General features: G+C 66.2%; 18 protein-coding genes. 10 read left to right on the forward strand and 8 right to left on the reverse strand.

The genetic code is table 11. The features are described 5' to 3' along the window. The first annotated feature begins 39 nt into the window (after positions 1 to 39). Entirely contained in the window at positions 40 to 888 is an 849-nt protein-coding gene (locus ABZS43_RS31005) for an ion transporter (RefSeq protein ID WP_355039533.1), read from the forward strand. A gap of 6 nt (positions 889 to 894) precedes the next feature. Here ABZS43_RS31005 and ABZS43_RS31010 read toward each other — a convergent pair whose 3' ends face one another. From ABZS43_RS31010 to ABZS43_RS31025, 4 genes are all read right to left on the reverse strand, one after another. Beyond that, positions 895 to 2,103 (reverse strand): low temperature requirement protein A, encoded by a 1,209-nt coding sequence (locus ABZS43_RS31010; RefSeq protein WP_355039534.1) that lies wholly within the window; start codon positions 2,101 to 2,103, stop codon positions 895 to 897. Positions 2,104 to 2,181: 78 nt separating this feature from the next. Continuing rightward, the gene (locus ABZS43_RS31015; protein WP_355039535.1) at positions 2,182 to 2,637 is read right to left on the reverse strand and encodes an SRPBCC family protein; all 456 of its coding nucleotides are present in this window, start codon (positions 2,635 to 2,637) and stop codon (positions 2,182 to 2,184) included. A gap of 154 nt (positions 2,638 to 2,791) precedes the next feature. After that, on the reverse strand, positions 2,792 to 2,983 hold the full coding sequence (locus ABZS43_RS31020; protein WP_355039536.1) for a DUF1918 domain-containing protein: 192 nt from the start codon (positions 2,981 to 2,983) through the stop codon (positions 2,792 to 2,794). Between the two features lie 29 nt (positions 2,984 to 3,012). Then, entirely contained in the window at positions 3,013 to 3,642 is a 630-nt protein-coding gene (locus ABZS43_RS31025; protein ID WP_355039537.1) for a TetR family transcriptional regulator, read from the reverse strand. A gap of 57 nt (positions 3,643 to 3,699) precedes the next feature. On the opposite strand from ABZS43_RS31025, the gene ABZS43_RS31030 reads away from it, so the two are divergent. Then, positions 3,700 to 4,275: a dihydrofolate reductase family protein gene (locus tag ABZS43_RS31030; protein ID WP_355039538.1), complete on the forward strand. Its 576-nt coding sequence runs from the start codon at positions 3,700 to 3,702 to the stop codon at positions 4,273 to 4,275. Here ABZS43_RS31030 and ABZS43_RS31035 read toward each other — a convergent pair whose 3' ends face one another. Further along, positions 4,276 to 4,689, reverse strand: a complete 414-nt coding sequence (locus ABZS43_RS31035) for a YjbQ family protein (protein ID WP_355039539.1) — start codon at positions 4,687 to 4,689, stop codon at positions 4,276 to 4,278. A 52-nt stretch (positions 4,690 to 4,741) separates the two neighbouring features. On the opposite strand from ABZS43_RS31035, the gene ABZS43_RS31040 reads away from it, so the two are divergent. The 4 genes from ABZS43_RS31040 (at position 4,742) to ABZS43_RS31055 (ending at position 8,389) form a co-directional block, all read left to right on the forward strand. After that, a complete protein-coding gene (locus ABZS43_RS31040; RefSeq protein WP_355039540.1) occupies positions 4,742 to 4,948 on the forward strand; it encodes a hypothetical protein in 207 nt (68 codons plus the stop codon). A 47-nt stretch (positions 4,949 to 4,995) separates the two neighbouring features. Further along, the gene (locus ABZS43_RS31045) at positions 4,996 to 6,261 is read left to right on the forward strand and encodes an aspartate kinase (protein WP_355039541.1); all 1,266 of its coding nucleotides are present in this window, start codon (positions 4,996 to 4,998) and stop codon (positions 6,259 to 6,261) included. A 94-nt stretch (positions 6,262 to 6,355) separates the two neighbouring features. Further along, positions 6,356 to 7,390: an aspartate-semialdehyde dehydrogenase gene (locus ABZS43_RS31050; RefSeq protein ID WP_355039542.1), complete on the forward strand. Its 1,035-nt coding sequence runs from the start codon at positions 6,356 to 6,358 to the stop codon at positions 7,388 to 7,390. Between the two features lie 84 nt (positions 7,391 to 7,474). Next, complete coding sequence (locus ABZS43_RS31055; protein ID WP_355039543.1) at positions 7,475 to 8,389, forward strand: aminotransferase class IV; 915 nt, start codon at positions 7,475 to 7,477, stop codon at positions 8,387 to 8,389. 18 nt (positions 8,390 to 8,407) lie between these two features. Here ABZS43_RS31055 and ABZS43_RS31060 read toward each other — a convergent pair whose 3' ends face one another. Continuing rightward, positions 8,408 to 9,760: a serine hydrolase domain-containing protein gene (locus ABZS43_RS31060; RefSeq protein WP_355039544.1), complete on the reverse strand. Its 1,353-nt coding sequence runs from the start codon at positions 9,758 to 9,760 to the stop codon at positions 8,408 to 8,410. A 381-nt stretch (positions 9,761 to 10,141) separates the two neighbouring features. Here ABZS43_RS31060 and ABZS43_RS31065 point away from each other — a divergent pair, with 381 nt between their 5' ends. From ABZS43_RS31065 to ABZS43_RS31075, 3 genes are all read left to right on the forward strand, one after another. After that, positions 10,142 to 10,393 carry an AAA family ATPase gene (locus tag ABZS43_RS31065; RefSeq protein ID WP_355039552.1) on the forward strand — a complete coding sequence of 84 codons (252 nt, stop codon included), beginning with the start codon at positions 10,142 to 10,144 and terminating at the stop codon, positions 10,391 to 10,393. Between the two features lie 95 nt (positions 10,394 to 10,488). Continuing rightward, positions 10,489 to 10,932 carry a Fur family transcriptional regulator gene (locus tag ABZS43_RS31070; RefSeq protein WP_355039553.1) on the forward strand — a complete coding sequence of 148 codons (444 nt, stop codon included), beginning with the start codon at positions 10,489 to 10,491 and terminating at the stop codon, positions 10,930 to 10,932. An 851-nt stretch (positions 10,933 to 11,783) separates the two neighbouring features. Beyond that, on the forward strand, positions 11,784 to 12,497 hold the full coding sequence (locus tag ABZS43_RS31075) for an arsenate reductase ArsC (RefSeq protein ID WP_355039545.1): 714 nt from the start codon (positions 11,784 to 11,786) through the stop codon (positions 12,495 to 12,497). On the opposite strand, the gene ABZS43_RS31080 is transcribed toward ABZS43_RS31075, so the two are convergent. After that, a complete protein-coding gene (locus tag ABZS43_RS31080; protein WP_355039546.1) occupies positions 12,452 to 14,554 on the reverse strand; it encodes an MMPL family transporter in 2,103 nt (700 codons plus the stop codon). The genes ABZS43_RS31075 and ABZS43_RS31080 overlap by 46 nt on opposite strands. Positions 14,555 to 14,613: 59 nt before the next feature. Between ABZS43_RS31080 and ABZS43_RS31085 the strand changes: the two genes are divergently transcribed. Further along, complete coding sequence (locus tag ABZS43_RS31085) at positions 14,614 to 15,144, forward strand: MarR family transcriptional regulator (protein WP_355039547.1); 531 nt, start codon at positions 14,614 to 14,616, stop codon at positions 15,142 to 15,144. 17 nt (positions 15,145 to 15,161) lie between these two features. Here ABZS43_RS31085 and ABZS43_RS31090 read toward each other — a convergent pair whose 3' ends face one another. Next, positions 15,162 to 16,403 (reverse strand): FAD-dependent monooxygenase, encoded by a 1,242-nt coding sequence (locus tag ABZS43_RS31090; protein WP_355039548.1) that lies wholly within the window; start codon positions 16,401 to 16,403, stop codon positions 15,162 to 15,164. Between the last annotated feature and the right edge of the window lie 224 nt (positions 16,404 to 16,627).

Below are 16,627 nucleotides of genomic sequence, written 5' to 3' on the forward strand. Positions count from 1 at the left end.
ACTCTCGGCGAGACCGTTCGGCGTTGAAGGGATCCTTCTGTGGCAGCTCCTACCACCCCCTCACATGTCGACGCGGCATCGGAAGCGGCCGGATCGGCGACCGAACGCCCCGCGCTGTGGACCGACCTGGTCATGCTCGGCCTTGCCGTCATCTCATTCGCGCTGGTCTTCTGGGTCAGCTTCTTCTCGGTGTCCGACGGTGTCCATCACACGATCGTGATCACCGATTACGTCATCTGCGCGATCTTCGCCGCGGAATTCCTGTGGCGCTGGCGCCGCGCGGGCTGGCCGTGGACCTTCCCCTTCGTCTACTGGTACGAAGTGCTCGGCATGATTCCGGTGACCAGCCCGTTCTTCCGCGGGTTCCGGCTGCTGCGGATCGTGGTCATCACGGTCAGGCTCGGGCGCGTCGCCGATCGCGCGCTGGGTGAGCGGGTGACCGCCGCGGTGGTGAACCATTTCGTGAAAACCATTGTCGACGTCATCAAACGGCCCATGACGATCGCGGTACTCGACGAGGTGGCCGAGGTGCTGCGCACCGGTCACTACACGCGCAATATCGCCGCCGCGCTGGAGGAGAACCGCTCCGAACTGGACGACATGATCGTGGAACTGATCAAGAACGATCCGCAGGCGGGCAAGGTCCGCTACATCCCGTTCCACGACGACATCATGCGCCTGGTCGCCGATACCACCTTCCGCATCGTCTTCCAGGTGCTCGCCGATCCGAGGACAGATGAACTGGTCTCGGACATGATCCGCGAGAACGTCGACCAGATCCGGACCGCGGTACGTGATGGGGTGCGGGTAGACCCGTCCCACTACGGCCATACCCCGCACGAACATCGGGTTCGGCATCTGCTCATGCGGTCGTCGACCGACTCCTGACCGCGGTCAGTGCGCGCCGTGCCTGATCTCCTCGCGCGGCTGCGCGTAACGCGTTGTCTCCCAGGCGATCAGCACGATGAGCACGGCGCACAGCAGGGCCAGCGCCACCAGCGCGGGCACCGCGCAGGCGAGAGGGATCAGTGCCAGCAACAGCACCGCGGCGACGACGCGCGGCACCGTGATCTGTCCTGTCGCATAGTGTTTGAATCCGACGAGGGCGATCAGATACAGCACGACGCCGCCGTAGAGCGCGAACAGCGGGATACCGTACAGCGCGTCCTTCAGCGTGTGGTGTGAGGTGTCGCCGACGTAGTAGAGCACCTTCTTCAGCCCGAGCGAGAGCCCGATGATGCCGACGATCATCGGGAAATGCCAATAGGTGTAACTGTTTCGGGCGATCTTGATCTGCCGCTGACCGGTCGACCGCTTCAGTTCGTGCTCCACCGACAGCGCGGCGACATCGAAATACGCCCACCAGAGCAGTCCCGCGGCGGTGAGACCGAGTAGCGAGCCGACGGTGATCGGCCAGGAGATCGGCAGTCCGGCGACTCCGATTCCGATGGAAACGATCGATTCACCGAGCGCGACGATGATGATCAGCCCGTAGCGCTCGGAGAAGTGGGTGCCCGAATTCACCCGCCAGTCCTCGCCCGCCAGAATCGTCCACAGCATGTCGCCCGTGATCGCGGCGATCCACAGGGCGATCTGCACCGTCCCCGAGGTCATGGCGGCGATCACCAACAGGGTGGTGCCGATGGTGATGGAGCCGAGCGCCCATCGGGTGACCTGGCCGCGCAACTGCGGATCCGCGGAACTGGCGATATAGAAGACCCCGACGTGGATCAGGCGGGTCACCATATAGGCGATCGCGAAGACCAGCGGGCCGAACCAGCCGCCGGGCAGATCGTGGAAGGCCTCGGGAATGGTGATGGCAGCGATGAGGCCGCCGCCCATCGCCGCGAACATCGCGACGCGGGTGAATCCCTCATCGGCCTTGACCACATTGCCCAGCCAGGAATACGCGACCCACACCCACCACATGACCGCGAGCACAAGCATGGCGCGCACCATGTTCTTCGCGCTGGTCTCCTCCGCGGCGAGGTCGGTGACCATGGTGAACGCGAAGACGATGACGAGGTCGAAGAACAGTTCGAGCTGGGTTACCGAGCCGTCTTCGGCCTGCGGTTGGAACCGAACTCTCTTGCTACCGATCATGGCGCATATCGTCGCACCCGAACGCGGGGCAGGGGATCGGGCTTTTCCCTCGGCGAAATCAGCGCCGGGTGATTCTCGTTACAGCACCTCGTAGTCCCTCGGCTCCGGGTAGGCCTCGGCGAATTCGACGAAATTCTGCACAACGGTTTCGTGCCATCGCTGGACCGTGCGCTTCATCAGCAGCCCAGGCAGCGGAATCCGCGAATGCACCTCGACGTGATACCGGACCCGGGTGCCCGTCGTGCCCGCGGCCACCTCGAACGAGCCGCCGCCCCCGATGCCACGTGAACTGTCGACCACCTGCCACGCGCAGCGAGAAGCAGTCCATTCGTATTCGAGGACCTGGAGGTCGGAACTGCCCATCACATCCGCGGTGACGTAGACCCGGCCCGGTCTGCCCTGTTCGTCGCGGGTCGCGACGCGCGCATCGTGATAGGTGGACCACTCGGGGAGCATTTCGATGGCTGCCAAAGCCTCGAGCACCTGTGCCGGGGTGATCGCAACGACAAAGTCGATGTCGATTTTCGTGCGCATGCCATACCTCCACCCCCCGGCGGATCGATTCGGCCGATTCTGCCCAGCCGCCTTCTGATCCGTCAACCTGGCTATTCGGTTCCGGTATGGCTGTACTCGCGGGTAACAACGTGGCCGAGTGTGCGCGGGGGCCCGGCGGCCACCTCGCGTGCCGTCAGTTCGCGGCAGCCGGTTCCACCACCGCGTCCGGGCCGGGATACATCAGCGATTCGTGTCCGTCCTCGAATCGCACTACATAGGGCGGAGATCCGCCTCTGCCGCGCACCTCGATGATTTCGCCCTGGTGGTCGCGTTCTCCCACCACGTGCCCGTGAACGTGTAGTCGGTCTCCGACATTCGCCATCATCGCCCCATTATCGAACGAAGTGATGCGGGTCACAACCCGTTGGCCCGCCTGTGATCTTCGTCGGTTCGGGTTTCCGCGCCGACGACGCGGTTCACCGCCGCTTCGATCAACTCCGCGCTCTGCTCCTCGGTGAACAGTCCTGGCAGGGTGAGCCGGTCGAGGATCAGCCAATTCAGCGCCAGGTAGAGCAATCGCACCGACGTCTCGTCGCCCGGCATGCCCGCGTCGAGGTGGTTGCGCACATTGAACTCCAGGTCGGCGCGTACCCGTTCGGTCAGCACCTCGCGCAGCGCCGGTCGCCGGGTCGCCTCCAAGCGGAGTTCGAGCAGGGCGAGGTAGCCGGTGCGGAATGCCTCGATCCGGCCGACCACCTCCGTCATGAGCTCGGTGATATTCGCGCGGGTCTTGGGGCCTTCGGTCACCTTCGCCATCGTTTCCGCGCTCGGCTGCAATCGCTCGTAGAACCGTGCGCCCGCCTGGGTCAGCAGATCGTCGCGATTGGCGAAGTAGTTGGAGGCGGTCCCCGCGGGGACGGCGGCCTCCTTGTCCACCGCGCGGAAGGTGAGTCCTCGGGCTCCCTGCCCGGCCAGCACCTCGATCGCCGCGTCGATCAGCGCCTGCCTGCGTTCGGGGTTGGTTCGCACTTGACACCACTCCATCTGTAGTACTACCTTCAAATCACTACAGACAGAGTACAACAGTTTGGGTGGTATCGAATGCGAAAGCTCGTGTACTACGTCGGCGTCTCGCTCGACGGCTATATCGCCGGTCCGGGCGGTGAATTCGACTTCTATCCCTTCAGTGCCGAAATGGGCGCGTGGATCAATGCGGAATATCCGGAGTTCGTTCCCACACATCTGCGCGCCCACGCGGATCTGGCCCTCGACGAGCCGAATCGGCGCTGCGACACGGTGGTCATGGGACGCGGCACCTACGAACCCGCGCTGTCGGCGGCAGTGACGAGTCCGTACGCGCATATGAAGCAATACGTCGTGTCGACCACGCTCGGCCGGAGCGAGGATCCCGCCGTCGAACTGATCGAGGCGGACCCGCTCGGCCTGGTGCGCCGACTGAAGAAGGAGGACGGCCTCGATATCTGGCTCTGCGGTGGCGGCGTACTCGCCGCGCAACTGCTCGCCGAACTCGACGAGCTGATCATCAAGAGCTATCCCGTGGTGGCGGGCGGCGGAATCCCGGCCTTCTCCGGCGCTTTCGCCCCGACGCTGTTCACGCCGACGCGGCGCAAGGAATTCGGCAACGGCGCCCAGGTCACCTGGTTCACCCGGTCCTGATCACCCGGCGTCGGTGAGATAGGACAGCCGCACCTGGCGGTCCGGATTGTCGACATTGAGGTCGACCAGTGCGATCGACTGCCAGGTGCCGAGCGCCAGACTGCCGCCGAGCACCGGCACGGTGGCGTAAGGCGGAATCAGCGCGGGCATCACGTGGGAACGTCCGTGTCCGCGCGTTCCGTGCGCGTGCCGCCAGCGGTCGTCGGCGGGAAGCAGGTCGCCGAGCGCGGCGAGCAGGTCGTCGTCGCTGCCCGCGCCGAGTTCGATGATCGCGATCCCCGCGGTCGCGTGCGGGACGAAGATATGCAGCAGCCCGTCCCCGCCGGCCGCCTCGGCGAAGGACGCGCACTGCGCAGTGAGGTCGTGGACCACCTCGGTGCGCCCGGTCCGTACGTGTATCACCGTGCTTCTCATCGACCCATTGTCTCCTCGTTGTCGATGTGGCGGTCGTGCACGGCAGGGGGCGGTGTCGAAGGAGCGCGATCTTCGCGATACCGGGGTGCACACGACCGCAGTGGTGCGCCGCGGCGTCGAGTGGCGTATCGCGGCGTTCCAGAACACCAAGTACCACTGGCTCTTTGCGAGATTCGGGGCGGGAAAAGACCCGGTCGGCACGGGTGCGGCGGAGGCGGGCCGAGAGGTAGGAACGAATTCGCTGGACCTGGGCCGGTAGTCTGAACAGCTGTCAGCAGCTGATCGTCGATCGTGGAGGACCCTGTCGTGGCTCTCGTTGTTCAGAAGTACGGAGGATCCTCGGTGGCTACCGCCGAGCGTATCCGGCGCGTCGCTGAACGGATCGTCGAAACGAAGAAGCAGGGCCACGACGTGGTGGTCGTCTGCTCCGCGATGGGTGACACCACCGACGAACTCCTCGATCTGGCCCAGCAGGTGGCCCCCGCGCCGCCAGCCCGCGAAATGGATATGTTGCTCACCTCGGGCGAGCGCATCTCCAACGCGCTGGTCGCCATGGCCATCCACTCGCTCGGCGCGCAGGCCCGATCGTTCACCGGCTCGCAGGCGGGTGTGATCACCACCGGCGCCCACGGCAACGCGAAAATCATCGACGTCACCCCGAGCAGGTTGCGCTCGGCTCTCGACGAGGGCCAGGTGGTACTGGTCGCGGGGTTTCAGGGCGTCAGCCAGGACAGCAGGGACGTCACCACGCTCGGTCGCGGCGGCTCGGACACCACCGCGGTGGCGCTGGCCGCCGCGCTCGAGGCCGACGTCTGCGAGATCTACACCGACGTCGACGGCGTCTTCACCGCGGACCCGAGGATCGTGCCGGACGCGCAGCGGCTCGATCAGGTCTCCTACGAGGAGATGCTGGAACTGGCGGCCTGCGGCGCGAAGGTCCTGATGCTGCGTTGCGTCGAGTACGCCCGCCGCTACAACGTGCCCGTTCATGTGCGCTCGTCCTATACCGACAAGCAGGGCACCTACATTTACGGATCGATGGAGGACATCCCCTTGGAGCAAGCAATCCTCACCGGCGTCGCGCACGACCGCAGCGAGGCCAAGGTGACCGTGGTCGGACTGCCGGACGAACCGGGCTACGCCGCCAAGGTGTTCCGTGCCGTCGCCGACGTAGAAGTCAATATCGATATGGTCCTGCAGAACATCTCGAAGGTGGACACCGGGAAAACCGATATCACCTTCACCCTGCCCAAGACCGATGGCGCCCGCGCCGTCGAGATGCTCACCAGGCGCCAGGAGGAGATCGGTTTCTCCCAGGTGCTCTACGACGACCACATCGGCAAGGTGTCACTGGTCGGCGCGGGCATGAAGAGCCATCCCGGCGTCACGGCCACCTTCTGCGAGGCGTTGGCCGAGGCGGGCGTCAACATCGACCTCATCTCCACCTCCGAGATCAGGATCTCGGTGCTGGTCAAGGACACCGAACTGGACGAAGCGGTGAAGGTGCTGCACAAGGCCTTCGATCTGGGCGGCGACGAGGTCGCCGTCGTCCACGCCGGAACAGGCCGCTGAAAAGCGAGAGCACAGACCTGAGCGGACCGAGCTCGCGGCAGGCGGCTCGACACCGCCACGCAGGGCCACCGATCGTGTCGAAAGGACTCGAGTCATGGGTATTCGTGTAGGCGTTGTCGGCGCGACCGGTCAGGTCGGCGCCGTGATGCGCAAACTCCTCGAGGAACGGAATTTCCCGGCCGACGAGGTGCGCTTCTTCGCGTCCTCCCGGTCGGCGGGCAAGACACTGCCGTGGCGCGGCGGCGAAATCGTGGTGGAGGACACCGAGACCGCCGATCCGTCCGGTCTCGATATCGCCCTGTTCTCCGCGGGCGCCACCATGTCCCGCGTGCAGGCCCCGCGGTTCGCCGCGGCCGGTGTCACGGTGATCGACAATTCCTCGGCCTGGCGTAAAGATCCCGATGTCCCGCTGGTCGTCAGCGAGGTCAATCCGGAGCAGACCCGCAATCTGGTCAAGGGCATCATCGCCAATCCGAACTGCACCACCATGGCGGCCATGCCTGTCCTCAAGCCGCTGCACGACGCGGCCGGACTGCGACGCCTGATCGTGTCCAGCTACCAGGCGGTCTCGGGCAGCGGTCTTGCCGGTGTGGAGGAACTCGCCACCCAGGTGCGCGCTGTGGTCGACGACGCCGAGAAGTTGGTGCACGACGGCAGCGCCGTGTCGTTCCCCGCGCCGAACAAATACGTCGCGCCGATCGCTTTCGACGTCATCCCGCTGGCGGGCGCGATCGTCGATGACGGCAGTTTCGAAACCGACGAAGATCAGAAGCTGCGCAACGAGAGCCGCAAAATCCTCGGCCTGCCGGAGCTGCTGGTGAGCGGCACCTGCGTGCGGGTTCCGGTGTTCACCGGGCACTCGCTGTCGATCAATGCCGAATTCGACGAGCCGCTGTCGGTGGCACGCGCGACGGAGATCCTCGCCGGCGCGCCCGGCGTCCGACTGGTCGACGTCCCCACCCCGTTGCAGGCCGCGGGTGGCGATGAATCCCTCGTCGGCCGCATCCGCCAGGATCCCGGTGTTCCCGACGGTCGCGGCATCGCGCTGTTCGTCTCGGGTGACAATCTGCGAAAGGGCGCCGCCCTCAATACCATTCAGATCGCCGAGGTGCTGCTCAGCGAACGCTGAGCCCGCTCGGCCGCCCGGGCCGTCCGATATCGGGCGGCCCGAATCGGCTGGCCCGCCCGCCGCGACGGCTGATAGCCTGCGCCGATGGCGAACCCCTATCCACAGGTGTACCTCGGTGACCGGCTCGTTCCCGCCGAGGCGGCGCAGGTCGGCGTGGCATCGTCGGCGGTGCTGTACGGCCTGAGCGTTTACACGGTCTTTCCCGTTCACGTGGAGGGATCGGCGCGTACCGCGTTCCGGCTGGACGATCACTTCCGGCGTCTGGAAGAGTCCTGCAAGATCATCGGGATAGATCGGTTCGCGCCGGAGTGGGATTTCGCGCGATTCCGCTCGGCGGTCATCGAATTGATCGCGGCCAACGACCCCGCCGAGGATGTCTTCGTCCGCGCGACGGTGCACGTCATCGAATCCATTCCTGGCACCAGGGTGCGCGGATGTGAGATCCAGGTGAGCATGTTCGTCTACGAGGCGACGCCGATCGTGCCGCAGGACGGAATGCGGCTCAAATCCAGTCCGTGGCGTCGCATTCCGGACAATGCGATTCCGTCACGGGCGAAAGTCAACGGCGCGTACGTGAATTCGGTACTCGCCAAACAGGACGCCATCGACAGCGGCTACGACGATTGCGTCTTCCTCGACGGCAACGGGCACGTCTGCGAACTCAGCGCGGCCAATATCTTCCTCGTGCGCGGCGGCACGCTGATCACGCCCGACGTCTCCTGCGACATCCTCGACGGGATCAATCGGCGCACCATTCTCACCCTCGCCGCCGAGGACGGCGTTCCCGTCATCGAACGCACCGTCGATCTCACCGAGTTGTACATCGCCGACGAGGTTTTCGTCACCGGCACATCGGCGGGCGCGGCGCCGGTACTCGAGGTGGACGGCCGCATGGTCGGCGACGGCACGCCCGGCCCGCTGTCGCAAGCCCTGCGCAAACGTCACGCGGCGGCCCTGCGCGTCGACGACGTGCACGGCTGGGTCACGCGGCTGCGCTGAGAGCCGTCCGCGCACGGGTCAGCGGATACCCGGTGTCCCCGGGGCGTCCCCGAGGCAGACCAGGATCGCGCATCCGGGCGCGGTATCGGCGAACGGCGGCGCCAGCGGATAGTTCAGGCACGAGAAGACATTGCAGCCCGGATAGGCGGACGGACCGACACCGAAAACGGCGAGCAGGATATTCCCGTCGACCAACCGGCCGGGGTCCAGCCGCAGCGGCGGTTCGACATACGGTCCTGGATCGGGAATCGGATTGTCCACCATGGCGGCGAAAAGCCTGCGGAAGAATTCGTGCGGCAGTTCCGAGGTGTTCTGCACGATCCCCGAAAGGCCCTGGCTGCTGACATTGCCGTAGACGCCGGTCCACATGACCATGAGATCCAGGCTGGGGATCATGAAGACGTTCTGCATCCCGAGCCCGGCCATCGACACGATATCGGCGGGCATGAACGCGGCGATTTCGGCGCATCCCGGGCCGATCCAGAAGAGATATCCGTAGCAGCTGTTCGCCCTGGAGGGCGTACGTGCTTTCCGGAGATATTCCTCGGAGACGAGTTGCCGTGCGCCCCAGCGTCCGTCGTTGCTCACCAGCAGCCCGAGTTTGGCGAAATCGTCGGGCGGAATCATCAAGTGCGCGTAGCCGTAGGTGTGTCCGGCGCGGTCGCGCGCCCAGTAGTAATCGCCGCGGGCGATGCCGAGCGGATCGAAGAGTTCGCGTTGGGCGAACTGTTGCAGCGGTTCTCCGATCGCCGATTCCAGGACGTAGGCCAGCAGGTCGACATTGCGCTGGCTGTAGCTGAAAGCGGTGCCGGGGGGATTGTCCAACGGCACACCGAGGGCCTGTACGGCGCTGTTGGGATCGAGGGGGATGACTCCGGTGATGCCTTCGGTGAGAACGCCGACCCTCATTCCGGAGGTTTCGGTGAGCAGATTCTCCACGGTGATCGAACGGTGCTCCGCGTCGCCGAGGCCAGCGGGCAGATATCGGTCGATCGGTGCGTCCAGGTCGATTCTGCCCCTATCCCATGCCATTCCGACGAGTACCGAGACCACACTCTTGGTGGAACTCCAGATATTCCAGGCGACGGTATCGGTCCGATCATTGTTCGGACCCGCACCCACCAGGCAGTTGTGCCGAAAGACCTGCACGTTGAACCGATTTCGCTCGCTCGCGAATCGCAGTGCCGCGTCCAGGCGCGCTGAGTCGAATCCGACGTCCTCCGGTAGCGCCCGCTCCGGTTCCCGCCCGGACCGCACGGCGCAATAGGTTTCGGTGTCGGTGGGCGTCGCCCGCGCGATTCCGGTGACCACTGTGCTCGCCATCAGCGCCGCCGCGGCGAATGCGGTCAACGATCCATAGATACGCCCCATGTCGGGAAGGCTATATCGCCACGGCGCGACTATGCAGCGCGAATATGACGAAACGCCGCCGGATCGAAAGGCCCGGCGGCGTCCAGTCGCCGGACGCCACTCCGACGTCACGACTGTTGGCCGACGTCCCACAAGCGCCTCTCGGCGGGTGGTCGCTCGCAGCGACGAAGGGGTGAGGCCCGGGGCTGTCCGGACGCCGACAGTGAGTTACAACGAGCGTTCCGCCGGAATATTCCGAGCCGGGCGATGTGATCTGCGCCATGCACGGCATCCTGGCCGCAAACGTCTACGCTCGAAGAGGTTTCGTATTGTCGAACGGGGGATGATCCGATCGAGATCGCGGACATACTGGATATCTTCGTCGGCGCCAGCGAACGCGATCTGCACAATGTTTTCGAGCTGGCGCGACGCAACGCCCCGTGCGTGCTGTTCCTGGACGAGGTCGACGCGCGCGGTCACAAGCGCAGCCAGATGGCGGCATCGACCACCATGCGCACCGTGGTGAACCAGTTGCTGAACGAGATGGATTCGGTGGGCAACGTCAATCTATGCCGCCGACGACGTTTCGGTGGACGCCGCCGCCCATCCCGCCGTCGTGGCGCAACCCCGCCTCGGACCCCGCCGCCACGGTGACCGGGTGATTCACCCCGTAGCGCTTGCTGTCGAGTCGCTCACACTACGAGGCCCTTTTCTTGTCTAATTCCAGAAAGCGGGCGACCATCGAATTCATGAACACCGACGGCGACCCACGCGAGTGGTTACGGGCAGCGGGCCTGCGGGTCACCGCGCCCCGCGTCGCGGTGCTGAAGGCGGTGGCGGCGCGCCCGCATTCCGATGCCGATCGGTTGGCCGCGACGGTCAGGCAAGCCCTCGGAACCGTTTCGACCCAGGCCGTGTACGACGTGCTCAGAGCCTGTGTGAACGCGGGCATCCTGCGCCGCATCGAACCCGCCGGTTCGTCGGCGCTCTACGAGACCAGGATCGGGGACAACCACCACCATCTGGTGTGCCGGTCCTGCGACACGGTCGTCGACGTGGACTGCGCCGTCGGCGGCGCTCCATGCCTGGAACCCGATGACAGTCACGGGTTCGCGATCGATGAGGCCGAAGTCGTCTTCTGGGGCCTGTGCCCCGATTGCCGCACCGGGGAGCAGGTCGCGCCCCGCGCGTAATCGCTTCGCCCCGAAGAATATTTCGCCCCCGGGCACTGGACCGGGGGCGACGTCGTCGGTGCCTATCGGGACAGGGCCCGCGCGCCCGTCGCGCCGGTGGCGAGAGCAGTCGCGCGGCCGGATTTCCTTCGGTTCAGAGCAGGCCCCACCAGTACAGCAGGCAGGCCAGCACCCAGACCACCACGGTTTCCATCATCGCTCCAATCCTTTTGGCGCACCGCCTACATCATCTCGCGATCGCCGCCGCGGCGGAGCGAATTGATCCCGACCTGCCACTTCGTTATTCCAAGGTCTTTTTAAGTCCCCAGCAAGTGCGTGGCGGCAATGTTTGTCTCGACGCCGGAGCACACCGGAAACATTCGGAAACGACGAAGGGAGGCACACATGATCGGCAAGCCGAGTACCGGGATTCCCGGTGCGGGCGTCGAGCGCACGTGCGACCACGAACGGGAGCAGTCGAGCGCTTTCGACTACTTCCACAGGTAACCGGGGAAAGGGGGGATATCAGCTACTGCCGGGGTGGGAACCGGCACGACTTGTCCATTTACGAGGGGTGACAAGTCGGGCCGGGGATAACGCCGGTCGGGCCGGTCCGCGAGGGGTGACCGGTCCGACCGTCCGCGTTATCGGGCAGGCACAACACTTGGCTCTTCCGGGAGCTGATCGGAGATCGAGGCATCACCACTGCGACAGGTAACCAATCCGTGCGCGCCGACGATCCCATCCGAGGTACGGGCCGGGCCGGTCCACGAGGGGTGACCGGCCCGGCTTCACCGCGTTCGGCGGGTTGTGCGACCGGGTTCACGGGAAGTTCGCTTGCCGCTTCAACCGAGGGCTGAGAGGCTGGAAGGGTGTCTGAACATTCAGCCACCCCGGCGTATCGGCTCCTGGCACTCGATCACGAGATCGCGCTCGACCGCGCGCAGGAGCGGCTGCGCGCCGAATTCGTGACGGTTTTCGACTGGGATACCGTGCGGCACTATCTGATGTCGTCCTACGACGAATTCGCGGCCCGATCCACCGTGACGCTCTATCTGCCGACCCTGGCCGAGCGTTTCTGCCGTCAGCGCTTGGAGGCGCGGGCTCGGCTCGAAGGCAAAGTCGCGCGTCCCCAGCCGACCGTGCTTTTCCTGTGCACACATAATGCGGGCCGTTCGCAGATCGCCCTCGGTTACTTCACGCAGTTGGCCAGGGGCAGGGCCGTCGCGTGGTCGGGCGGGTCCGAGCCGAGCGCCGCGCTCAATCCGGCCGTCGTCGAGGCGATGGCCGAAATCGGCATCGATATCGCCGACGAGTATCCGAAACCGTGGACCGACGAGATCATCGCGGCCGCCGATATCGTCATCACCATGGGCTGCGGCGATATTTGTCCGCTGCTGCCCGGGCCCCGCTACCTGGAATGGATCATCGAGGATCCGGCGGGTCTCGAGGTCGATCAGGTCCGCCCGATCCGCGACGAGATCGGCGGGCGGGTCGTGGAGTTGCTCGCCGAATTGGGCATCGTCGCGTCGATGCCTGGTCAGGCGCTCGAGGCCACCGGTTCGGCGGGCGCGGCGGCGTCCTGATCCCGGCCGGTCCCGCTCGGCCACCAGATCCGCGGACCGATCAGGGTGAACAGCGCCGGAATGATGACCGTGCGCACCACGAACGTATCGAGCAGGATGCCGAGCCCCACCACGATGCCCAACTGCGTCAGGGTGATCAGCGGCAGGACACCGAGAACGCAGAACACCGCGGCGAGCACGATGCCGGCGCTGGTGATCACGGCTCCGGTCGAGGAGACGGCGCGAACGATTCCGCCCGTCGTACCGTGCCCGGGCGTCTCCTCCTTCGCGCGGGTGACGAGGAAGATCGTGTAGTCGACCCCGAGCGCCACCAGGAACAGGAACGCGAACAGCGGGACGTTGGTATCGATCCCGGGGAATCCGAACAGGTGGACACTGAGCCAGCTGCCGAGACCGAGCGCCGCCACCGCGCTCAGCACCGTGACCGCCACGAGCAGCAGCGCGGCGGGCACCGCGCGCAGGAGGGCGAGCAGGACGAAGCAGACGACGGCGAGAATGAGCGGGATGATCAGCAGGCGGTCGCGGGAGGCGGCCGTGGTGATATCGAGTTCCTCGGCGTCACTGCCGCCGACGATCGCGTCCGCGCCGCTCACCGTCGCGAGCCCGGTGCGCATCGATTCGATGATCTCGAATGCCCGATCCGAGGCCGGTGGCGCGTCGATGACGACCGACCAGCGGGCGAGCCCGTCGGGCGCGGTTCCGGTGGCGGTCGCGCGCACTACACCCGGGATCGCGGCGAGGGCTTCCTGTATCCGCGGTGTGGCGGAGGCCTGCGCGATCACCAGCGCCGGGTCCGAGGTGCCGGACGGGAAGTGCGCGGCGAGGGTGTCGAATCCGTCCACCGATTCGGCGCTGACGCGGAACTGTTCGGTCTGCGAGAGCCCGACGTCGACGGTGAACAACCCGGCCGCGCAGACCGCGAGCAGTGCCGTCGCGGTCGCGATGACGAGCGCCGGTCGCTGGACGACCCGGACCGCGATCGCATGCCACACGCCCTGTTCTGCGGGGTCGCGATCATCGTGCCGGGGGATGAAGGGCCAGAAGATATTTCGTCCGAACATGGCCAGGACCGCGGGCAGGCCGAGCAGCACGAAGACAAGGGCGACCAGCAGTCCGGACGCGGCGAGCGCACCGAGACTTCTCGTGCTCGGCACCGATGCCAGCACCAGTACGAGCAGGGCCGCGACCACGGTGAGGTTGCTCGCCAGAATCGCCGGTCCGGCCCGGCGTACCGCACGGCGCAACGCGATGCGGTGGTCGTGTTCCTTGTGCAGTTCGTCGCGGTATCGCGAAACGAGGAGTAGCGCGTAGTTGGTGCCCGCGCCGAATACGAGCACGCTGGTGATGCCCGCGGTGGAACCGTCGAAACTCAGTCCGGTCGCTCGGGCGACGCCGGTTCCGACGGTGGTGGCGAGCCGGTCGGCCCAGCCGATCACGAGCAGCGGCGCCAACCACAGCACCGGCGAGCGGTAGGTCAGGATCAACAGCGCCGCGACGACGATCGCGGTAACCGCCAGCAGCATGGTGTTCGCGCCGGAGAACGAATCGGCGATATCGGCGCCGAAGGCTGGTCCGCCGGTGATCTGGAGCCGCAACTCGGTGGGCAGACCCTCGTCCGCCGCCTGCCGCACGGTGTCGACGCGCTCGGTGAGCGCCGAACCGTTCAACCGCGCGGGGATCGGAACCTGGCCGAGTAGTGCCTGGCCGTCCCCCGAGGCCACGAGTGCTCCCGGCTGTCGCTGCGTCTCGCCCGAGGCGGCGACGGCACGGGCGAGTGCGGCGGTCGCCGCGGCGCGATCGCTCTCGCCGAGGGCGCCGCCGTCGGTACGGGTGACCACGACGATGGCCGCGGCGGAACCGGCGTCGGGGAATTGCGCGGCGGCATCCCGCACGCGGGCGGATTCCGCCGCGTCGGGCAGCGAATCCGGAGCTCGGCCCGCGTTGTCGTTACCTCCGATACCGCCCATCAACGCCGCGGAAAGCCCGACCAACACCAAGAGGAATACCCAGGAGCGACGGGAGGTGACGGCGGCGGCGTAGCGATCCCAGATACCCACGTGCAAACTCTCTCATATTCTTAAATATCAAGCAATGGAGAGAGTTGTACGCTGGCATCGTGATCGACAGTGATGCGGCGGCATCGGCGGAACCCCCGCGCGCGGGAACCGAACGCGACGCGCTGGAAAGAGAGATCGGCGCCGACCTCCGCGCGCTGACCGCTGCCTCCGATCAGCTCGGTCATATTTTCGCGCGATCGAATGGTCTGCGTCCCAACGATTTTCGTGCCCTACTGCATATCGCCACGGCCGAATACGAGGGTGTCCCGCTCACCCCTGGACAGCTGGGCGGACTCATGGGGATGTCCTCGGCCGCGGTGACCTACCTGGTGGAACGGATGATCGAATCCGGACATCTGCGCCGGGCGGGAGACGAGAACGATCGCCGCCGTGTCCTGCTCTACCACGACGAACCGGGCAGGGCCGCCGCCCAGGACTTCTTCATTCCGGTCGGGCAGCGCACCCGCGCCGCGATCGCGGGGTTCACCGACGCCGATCTGCAGGTAACCCACCGGGTGCTGACGGCGATCATCGAGGGGTTGGGGCGCCATTACGACGCACTCGGCGAGTCGGGACGGGGGAGAGCGTAGCCCGAGCCGGCGGGGGATCAGGCCGCGCGAACGGTTCGCGGGTAATCCGGCAGCGGGTAGCTCTCGGTCTTGGTGAGCATCCGCATCACCAGCGGCCGCATCATCCTGGTGGTCATCAACCGGGAGACGGCCATGCCCGCGCGAATGCCGAAGCGGGTGGACGGTGTTATCGCCTTCAGGCCGCCCGGCGGCAATTCCATAGCGGTCGCGACGAACGGGCGCAGCCGGTCCTCGTAGGAGGTCAGCGCCCGGTGGTGGTCGGTGGTGTGCGCGGTGATCTCGCCCGCGAGCAGGTACGCGCCGACCAATGCCATCGCGGTGCCCTGTCCGGTCAGCGGCGATCCGCAGTAACCCGCGTCGCCGAGCAGCACGACCCGTCCCCGCGACCAGGTCGGCAGTTCGATTCTGGCCAGTTCGTCGAAGTAGAAATCCGGGGCGTCGGTCATGGCGGCGAGCACGGCCTCGCAATGCCACCCGCCTCCGGCGAGCCGCTCCCGGATCAGCCGCTGCTGGGCCGCGACGTCGCGGCGCAGCGCCGGATCGGCGGGCCCGCGCACGAAGACGATCGCCTTGCAGGTCTCCGGATCGGCGTCGGGGCGGATGCCGACCGCGGTCGCGCCGACCAGTGAGTGCATGGAAAACCAGTGCGGTTCCACGTCCGCGGGGGTCGGCATGGTGAAGAAGGACACATATCCGCCCAGGTAGGTACTGCATTCCCGCTCCGGGCCGAAGACCAGTTCGCGGGTGGTCGAATGCAATCCGTCCGCGCCGATCACGATGTCGTAGCGCGCGACGGTTCCCGAGGCGAAGGTGACCTCGGTGCCCGCCTCGTCCTGCCGGATATCGGTGATCCACTCGCCGTAGCGGTAGTCCGCACCGCCCGCCTCGGCGAGTGCGTCGAGCAGGACTTGATTCAGGTCGCCGCGGGTGATCTCGATGTCGGCGACAGCACCCTTGCCTTCGAACAGGTCGGCGGGCATGCGCAGCGTCGGCTTACCCGCCGCGTCGACATAGAGCATGCCGCGCTCGTCGAGTTGGTGGGTGTGAATACCCGGCATCAGCCCCATCCGCTCGGCCACCTCGCGGCTCGGACCGCGCAGGTCGACGGCCTGGCCCCCGGGCCGCGGCGCGGCGGCCCGTTCCAGCACGGTGGGCCGGATTCCGGCCCGGACCAGTTGCAGAGCAACCGCGTTGCCGCCGATTCCGCCGCCGCAGACGAGAACGCGCGGGCCGGCGGTGGAGTTGTGGAGGGAGTTCATGGTCGGTCCCCAATCTTGATCGAATGTCTTAGACATATGTCTAACAGAGGAGTTGCACGTTTGTCTAGTACAAATGTTCAAAATATGGGTGGGAGAGGGTCTCGACAAGACGATGGACCGAGGTCGTCACGGCGGGTTCATGCGGTCGTCGCAACACTCTCGATTGAGAGGTTGCGACGACCGTGTCGTTTGCAGAGGACGTGGAACAGTTCGGCGACCTGTTG

Source organism: Nocardia sp. NPDC005366 (genome assembly GCF_040606855.1).
In the GTDB taxonomy this organism is placed as follows: Bacteria; Actinomycetota; Actinomycetes; order Mycobacteriales; family Mycobacteriaceae; genus Nocardia.